Source organism: Novipirellula herctigrandis (genome assembly GCA_007859835.1).
GTDB lineage: Bacteria > Planctomycetota > Planctomycetia > Pirellulales > Pirellulaceae > Novipirellula_A > Novipirellula_A herctigrandis.
Window position 1 is genome coordinate 105,086 of the sequence record SJPJ01000001.1, and the last position, 8,269, is coordinate 113,354.

The 8,269-nt window shown below is 57.1% G+C and carries 3 protein-coding genes; 2 read left to right on the forward strand and 1 reads right to left on the reverse strand.

Features of this window, described 5'->3' with window-relative positions:
- Window positions 1-640: 640 nt before the first annotated feature.
- Window positions 641-1,606 carry a helix-turn-helix domain-containing protein gene (locus CA13_RS00425; RefSeq protein WP_146393766.1) on the reverse strand — a complete coding sequence of 322 codons (966 nt, stop codon included), beginning with the start codon at window positions 1,604-1,606 and terminating at the stop codon, window positions 641-643.
- A 354-nt stretch (window positions 1,607-1,960) separates the two neighbouring features.
- On the opposite strand from CA13_RS00425, the gene CA13_RS00430 reads away from it, so the two are divergent.
- Both CA13_RS00430 and CA13_RS00435 read left to right on the forward strand, forming a co-directional pair.
- Entirely contained in the window at window positions 1,961-3,325 is a 1,365-nt protein-coding gene (locus CA13_RS00430; RefSeq protein WP_146393769.1) for a sulfatase family protein, read from the forward strand.
- Window positions 3,326-3,377: 52 nt separating this feature from the next.
- Entirely contained in the window at window positions 3,378-7,490 is a 4,113-nt protein-coding gene (locus tag CA13_RS00435) for a glycosyl hydrolase (protein ID WP_146393771.1), read from the forward strand.
- Window positions 7,491-8,269: the final 779 nt, after the last annotated feature.

Consider the following 8,269-nt stretch of genomic DNA (forward strand, 5'->3'; position numbering starts at 1 on the left):
CTTCTTGCTCCCCTCCCCTCTCACCTCGCCTTTTGGGAGAGGTCGAGCTCTCAGGCTCAGGAGAGGGTTGGTGGTGGCTGCATCCGCTGAAGGCCCTCCCCCTCGCTGCGCTCGACCCCTCCCGCTCTCGCGGGCAGGGGTTGTTTGCTTCAGTTATTTGACCGAATGACCGGAGGAGCCATCCGAATGTTCTACCTAACGAACCGTTGCTAACAACGAACAGGAGAGAGGATGAGTTATGCAGCATGCTTTTCTAGCAACGGATCGAAACTTGCCTGGCCTTTTCTTTCCCCTTCTTGCTCGTGAGGCTGTCCGGTGTGGTCAAGGTTGGCTGTGTGCTCCCGAGAACTCACTCGGACTATCTTCGGTGTAGTGGATTCTCTTCCGCACGCTAGAACCTGCAACTGATTTTGCGATTAGCGTTGTGTGCTGCGCAGTTGATGCTGTAAAGATGCATGTGAACTCCAGGAAAGGAAGGTTACCACTCCGATCGCATCCAAAGGGGGAACATTTCCGAAGAAAAGACTCTGGAGAAGCTCCTTGCTAAAAATAAGACTGGATGGCCCTTTCTTGTTCTTCTTGCTTTCTATGGAAATGACTCCTTTGCAGAAACGATTCGAGTGGAATGGAATGAACAAGATCACGGTTTCGTCGGCCTGCCAAGTCGAGGTCTTCGTTGCTTGAGCGAGTCGTGGCGATATTGAGAGGGCGACGTATTGACGGTTTGCAGGAACGTGACACGCATTCGCTCTTCACTGGGGAAGCCCGCTAGGTAGGCTACGGCTTTGACACCCAAGTCGGTTTCGCGAAGGAGTCGCTTTGCCCGACTCAGGCGACAAGCGGCGATCTCGTCCAGAACACTGTGTCCAAGTTCTTGGCGAAAATGGCGTTCCAGCGATCGTCGGCTGACCGCCAGTTGGTCGGCGAACTTCTGCACGGAGAAAGCGTGATGGCTGTGGGTCCAGATCAAGTCCAACGCTCCGGCGACCAGAGGATCGATCACGTCTTTTCCCCGAACCGTGCGGTGCCCGCCAGGCAGTTCGTCGCGTTCGGCGATACTCTCCATGACAGTTCCGATCAACGTCATGGCCTGCAGGGAAAGGAGAACCGAGTTCTGGTTCGGGTCTTTGCGAATGCGTGTTAGCAGTCGATCGAATGACTTTGCGAGCGTGACGGGCGCCTTCGCTTTGCGGACAGCCATCTGCGGGTGCAGTAACGACAATTCGAGCAGGCGGTGCATCATCGCCCCATTCAAAGAAATCCAACGTTCCGTCCAGCCGGTATCACGGTTCGGTCGATAGCGATGCCAAACGCCTGGGTACAGTGTTAGGACGCTGCCAGATTCGACGACGATTTTCCCCGTCGGTTCGGAATCGAACACTCCCCTGCCTTCGCTGATCAGGATCACCTGAAACTCGGGCAAAACACGGCCGCGCGACCAGTGGAAACTGTAGAGCCCCGGGTGTCCTTCCGGCGGATAGGACTCACCAGCGGACACCTTTCCACTGCCACAGCCAGTGAGATACAGTCCCCAAAGCATGGCTGCGTCGTTCACGGGCAGATAGTGGTAGTAGCCGTCGTAGTCGCTTGGTGCGTTGCCGCCCATCAGTCACCATCCTAACTGCCCATTCATCGCTGTTGTATGAGGTTAGTATCCACCACGGAATGGCGCAAAACAAGGGCTATTATGGGATATCCGTCGAAGTCCAAGGAGACTAGGATTTTTATAGGCCACAATTTCGTAGTATAAGGGAGCCCTTGCATGACACTCAACAAATTGATCGTTGGCGCCTGTCTGTTGGCCGCGATTACGCTCGTCGCGTTCTCTTCTGGACCCGAAGCTCGGCAGTTCCATTTCGCATGCCTACGGCAAACAGGATGATCTTGCCCTGTGCGAAATCTTCGGCGGATACAATCAGGTCAGGCCCGCGATTGCCTCAGAACAAAGAAACACGTGCCAATGACAACCATTAGACACCTCGTGCCGCTGTTCCTGGTTACCTGGTTACTGAACTGCGGCATCGCCGCCGAACAACCGAACCTGCTGGTTATCTTTACCGACGATCAGGCGGATCGCGCGATCGGCTACAACAACCCAGAAGTGGAGACGCCGCACTTGGACGCGTTAGGCCGTCAAGGTGTAATTTTCGACAACGCTTATGTGGCCAGTCCGATCTGCGCGGCCAGTCGCGCATCGATGTTCAGCGGCGTATTCCCTCAACAACACCGCGTGATCGCTTTGGATCACAAGCAATTCCACGCCTATCGGGTTGGCGGTGATCGGTCCGAACAGACACTGGCCCACCAGCTGAACCGAGCGGGCTACTACACAGGTTTCTACGGCAAGTCACACATAGGCAAGCCGACGAACTACGGATTCGCCGAAGGCGACGACCAAGGTGGCTACGACGACACAGGAGCCTTTGAAAAGGCCAACGAATTTTTGGAAGCCCACGCAAACGGCGAGCAGCCTTTTTTTCTCTGGCTCGCTCCCAGACAACCGCATGTACCGCTGCTACCCGAGCAACGATGGTTGGATCTCTACCCGGAGGGCAAGTTAGCGCTGCCGGAGAACTACCGCATCCAGCCGCAACAGATCAGCTTGAACAATCAGGGCAAGCCGGGGGAGCATTTCCAAAGAGACTCCGGTTATCGCCACAACCACCGCCAACTATCGGCCGGCCCGCCCCGTGACAAGGAAACGACGCGCGAGTTCATTCGTGCTTACTACGCAGTCATCAGTCACCTGGATCATCAAGTCGGTCAGCTGGTCGGCAAACTGCGATCACTGGATGCATTGAACAACACCGTGATCGTATTCTTGTCTGACAACGGCTACCACCTGGGCAGTCACGGTTTGGGTAGCAAGATCACCATGCACGAGGAATCCGTGCGCGTTCCTATGTTCATGACGGGACCCGGAGTACCCAACCGTTTCCGGTCGCAAGCGCTTGTCTCTAGCTTGGATGTCTACCCGACTCTATTGGCTCTGGCAGGTGTCGAGGATGCTCCAAGACACCTGATGGGGAAATCGTTGATTCCCATCTTGAATGACCCAACGACCAGCGTTCGACAGACGGTCTTCAGCGAGTGCGTTGGTGTTGGCGCGGCGACGGGTGAAGGCCATCGCATGGCGCGCGATAAGCGATGGAAACTGATTTTGACCGGCACGAACGAGCAATATCTGTTCGATCAATCCAACGATCCGACCGAGGTCGTTAACCGAATCGATGATCCCGACATGAAACCGATCGCCGATCGTCTCCGCAAGGAGCTGTTTGCCTGGATGGAACAGATCGGTGATCGCGAAGTGCTCCGAAGATGATCGGTTGCTCGAATCGGTGCATTACAATTTCGTAGAACGAAGGAACCTACTCATGATCGACCGCAACACGGCTGTTCGTCGCGTTTTGTTTTCTCTCGCTTGTCTTGCCGTCGTGTTCGGCCAAACCTGCACGGCGCAAGCCACCGACCTGGAAACCGGATTCCGCCAGCCACCGGCTCATGCCAAACCATGGGTCTATTGGTTCTGGATGAATGGTAACATCACGCGCGACGGGATCACCGCCGATCTGGAAGCTATGGATCAATCTGGGATCGGCGGTGTGCTGATCGTGCACGCGGGCGCCGGCATTCCTGCGGGCCCGGTGAAGTTCTTTTCTCCCCAGTGGCGCGAGTTGTTCCACTTCGCCGTGGCCGAGGCGGATCGGCTGGGCATCGAAGTGACGATGAACGCGTGCGATGGTTGGACTGGCACGGGAGGTCCGTGGATCCAGCCAGAAGAAGCCATGATGAAGTTGGTCTGGACCGAAACAAAGATCCAAGGGCCGACGAATAAGCTAATCGATCTGCGGCAACCGGAAACCAACTTGGACGTGTATCACGATATCGCCGTGCTGGCCTTTCCGACGCCTCAGGCCGAACGCGATCTATCAACGGCCGAGTCGGTCACATCCAGCGATCCCAAGTGTGATGTTGATGCATTGACCGATGACGACATGCAGACGGTCGCCACGTTAAGCCCAACCGAAGGATTTCCGTGGTTGCAATTCGAATTCACAGAACCGTTTACGGCACGAGGCCTTCGCTGTGCCGCCGCGCTGCACTCAAATCTGCCGGGAACGGCCAAGCTGCAGGTATCCGACGACGGCAAGAGCTACCGGACCGTTGGCGAAGCAACCTTTGGCTGGCGAGCCAACCATCCGTCGATCACCATCAGCTTCGACGAAACGACCGCGCGCCATTTCCGAGTTGTATTCCCTTCGATGCGATTGAACCTAGCCGAAGTCGATCTACTGGGTGCAGGCCGAGTTAACTATTGGGAACTGAAGTCCGGTTTCGCGCGACGCTGGGGCCACGGCGCCGATGCACCGTTCTTCCGCATGCGACGGGCGGCGACAGGAGAAACATCGGACATCGAAGATCCATCGTGGACCAAGCCAGCGGAGTACTTCGCAATCGATCGATCTGCCGTTCAGGATGTGACCGGGAACCTCGATACCAGCGGACGACTCCGGTGGAAAGCGCCCGCCGGTTCCTGGACCGTGCTGCGCCTGGGCTACACGCCGACCGGCGAAAAGAACGGGCCGGCATCGGTGGAAGGTACCGGCCTGGAACCCGACGCGTTGAACGGCACAGGCGTTGAAATCGCCTTCGACCGATTCTTTGCCAAGTTGCTCAGCGACATCGGTCCGTTGTCCGGCACAACACTCAAATACTGTCACATCGATAGTTGGGAGACGGGCGAGCAGAACTGGACGGCCGCGTTTCCCGAAGAATTCAAGAAACGACGCGGCTACGATATGCTGCCTCTGCTGCCGGCTATGGCCGGAGGCCACATCATCGACAGCGTGGACGTTTCCGAACGCTTTTTGTGGGATCTGCGTCGTACGATCGCCGACCTATTGGCTGACAACTACTATGGGCGGATGGGTCAGGTGGCTCGCAGCCGCGGCCTGCTGTTCGAAACCGAGGCAGCCGGTGCTCAGCAGTTCCTGTTCGATCCGGTGACCTACCAACGCCAGGCCGATCTGCCAATGGGCGAATTCTGGGTGACCGAAGGACGCATTCGACCTGACTGCAAGGCCGCAGCGTCTGTAGCTCACCTCTTCGGAAAGAAATATGTGGGAGCCGAATCGTTCACGTCGGGACCAACGCAGGCGCGATGGACCCAGCATCCCTACTCGCTAAAACCGCTGGGCGACGAAGCGTTCTGTCACGGTGTCAACCGAATCGTTTTCCATCGTTATGCCATGCAACCCTGGAACGACCTTCGTCCTGGTATGACGATGGGTCAGTGGGGTATTCATCTGGAGCGCACGAACACTTGGTGGGAGCCGGGCGCGGCGTGGTTCGAGTACCTGGCTCGATGCCAGTACCTGCTGCAGGAGGGGCAATTCGTTGGCGACGTGTTGGTCTTTACCGGCGAGGATATTCCGAACTACCTCGGCTATCGCCACGAGTTGAATCCACCGCTTCCGGACGGCTACGACTACGACGCCTGCAATACGGAAGTGCTTCTGTCCGCGTCGGTGGAGGAGGGCCGGGTCGTGGTACCCGGTGGGATGTCGTACAGAGTATTGCTACTGCCCGATACAAGCCGAATCCGCCCGGAATTGCTACGAAAGATCGAATCGCTGGTCCAATCCGGCGCCGTGGTCGTTGGCCCCAAACCGGTCGAATCGCCCAGCCTGTCCGGCTACCCGACATGCGACACACAGGTGAGGACGATTGCCGATTCGCTATGGGGAAGCGCCGATGGATTGTCGTCTTTCGCTCCGCAAAAGAACGTCTTTGCCCAAAGCAAAGCACAACCCAATTCTTCACGCGTTCCCGCCGTCGACCACGCGGTGGGTGCGGGCCGCGTCTTCTGGGGGCTATCCTTCAAGGAGATCTTCGCACGGATTGGCCTGACGGCGGACTTCGATTTCAGCGCATCTACAACCGACCCGCTGCGATATATCCATCGTCGCAACCAGCAGATGGACTGGTACTTCGTCTCCAACTCGGCCGGCACACCGGTCGAGGCAGTTTGCAGTTTTCGCGTGGCTGGCAAACGACCCGAGCTGTGGGACCCGGAGACAGGGCAGATCATTCGGCCGGCCGTGTACCGAGAGGCGGACGGGCAGACCGTTCTTCCCATCCGGTTCGAACCGGCCGAATCCGTCTTTGTTGTGTTCCGCGACAAGGACAACAGCGATCCGATTCGCTCGGTCACACACGACGGTCATGTTGTTCGATCTACCACGAAAAAGCCGGGGCTGAAGTTACCGGAGCTCCTGCCTTCGTATCCCGACGTCAGCGGTTCGTTCGGCGTTGCCTTTTGGGTTAAACCCGATCAGACCATTCCGCTGCCTGCGAGAAGCGATCAAGGCATCACCCGCACCGCTGGCCAACAGTTTGTGTATATCTCCGAGCAGGGAGAAATCGCCTACGGACCCGGTCAGGCTTCCGCGGGCATTTCCGTGGGAACCAACGGCGTCTGTGTCTTCGAGCACTCGGCACGCTACCTGGCGCCTCGCCTGGTGCATGCAACGACGATCCAAGACTGGACGCACGTTGCCCTGGTCTATAGCAACAATCGGCCTTCGCTGTATCTGAACGGTCGCCTCGCTGGTTCGGCACCAAAGAGCAACTACAACGTGCATCCCAGCGGCAAACGTGGGCGCGGCGGTGCCTTTGCCGGTCAGCTACGCGATCTGCAGATCATAGAACATGCACCCAACGAAGCGGCGATTACCGCCATGGCACGATGTGAGGAACTGGACTTGCCAGTCGACCTACCTACGATTGAGCTAGTCCATCGAGCCGATGGCATGTACGACGCCACCGTTTGGCAAGCCGGTACCTATCAGCTTTCACGGGAAGCAGGAGTCCCGGTTCGCTTTGACGTCGAAACGTTGCCCCGACCGCAAACCATCGATGGACCGTGGGAACTCCGATTCCCGCCGGGCGGTGGCGCGCCGAAATCGATCGTGCTGGGCGAGCTGATTTCCTGGACCGAACATGACCGAGTGGGCGTGAAGTACTTTTCCGGCACTGCAACCTATGTCAAACAATTTGACATTCCAGAAACGGCCTTGGGCGACCAACAACGTCTGTACTTGGACCTTGGCGATGTCAGCGTGATTGCTGAGCCGAAACTAAATGGACAAGCGCTGGGCGTCCTCTGGAAACCACCGTTCCGAGTGGATGTAACGGATGTTCTGCAACCGGGCGAGAACTCGCTGGAAGTGCGCGTTACGAACCTCTGGCCTAACCGCCTGATCGGCGACGAGCAGTTCCCGGTCGATACACAGTACAAGTCGAACGGAGGTCCAGTCGATTGGCCTGACTGGGTACGTCAGCGTACGCCTCGTTCCGAACCGCGCCGTCTGGCCTTCAGTAGTTGGAAGCACTTTCATAAGGACTCCCCACTGCTGGAATCGGGGCTGTTGGGGCCGGTGACGCTACAGAGCGCAAAGCGGATAACGATCGCAGAGAATGACTAGTTGCTTTGTCAAAGCAAAGAATTGGGGCTCGTCTGGTTGTAAGCATGGCTCGATGTCACAGAACGGATGAAAATCTGAGTTGTTAAACCCGAAGTCTTACGATTTTCACTTGAACGTTTATGTGGAGTTTGCGGGCTTGATGCCATGAACTTCACTGTTTGAACTCATTGTTGCTTTTGCAATTTGCAGAAGCGGTGATGAGGGAATGATGAAACTTTCCAGGAAGACGGTCGGACTTGGCAATCGGGTCTTTGTGGAAGTGAATATCGGCGTGCCGCAAGGTCACGTGGATTTTATGAGGGAGACCGAAGGGACCATCCAAATGTTCCACCTAACGAACCGTTGCTGGTAACCAACAGGAGAGAGGATGAGTTGTGCAGCATGCTTTTCTTGCCCCTTCTTGCTCCCCTCACATCTCACCTCGCCTTTTGGGAGAGGTCGAGCTCTCAGGCTCGGGAGAGGGTTGTTGATGGCTGCATCCGCTGAACGCCCTCCCCCTCGCTGCGCTCGACCCCTCCCGCTCTCGCGGGCAGGGGTTGTTTGCATCAGTTATTTGACCGCAGGGGGACCGCAGGGGCCATCCAAATGTTCTACCTAACGAACCGTTGCTGGTAACGAACAGGAGAGAGGATGAATTGTGCAGCATGCTTTTCTTGTCCCTTCTTGCTCCCCTCCCATCTCACCAATGCCTTTTGGGAGAGGTCGAGCTCTCAGGCTCGGGAGAGGGTTGGTGGTGGCTGCATCTGCTGAACGCCCTCCCCCTCGCTGCGCTCGACCCC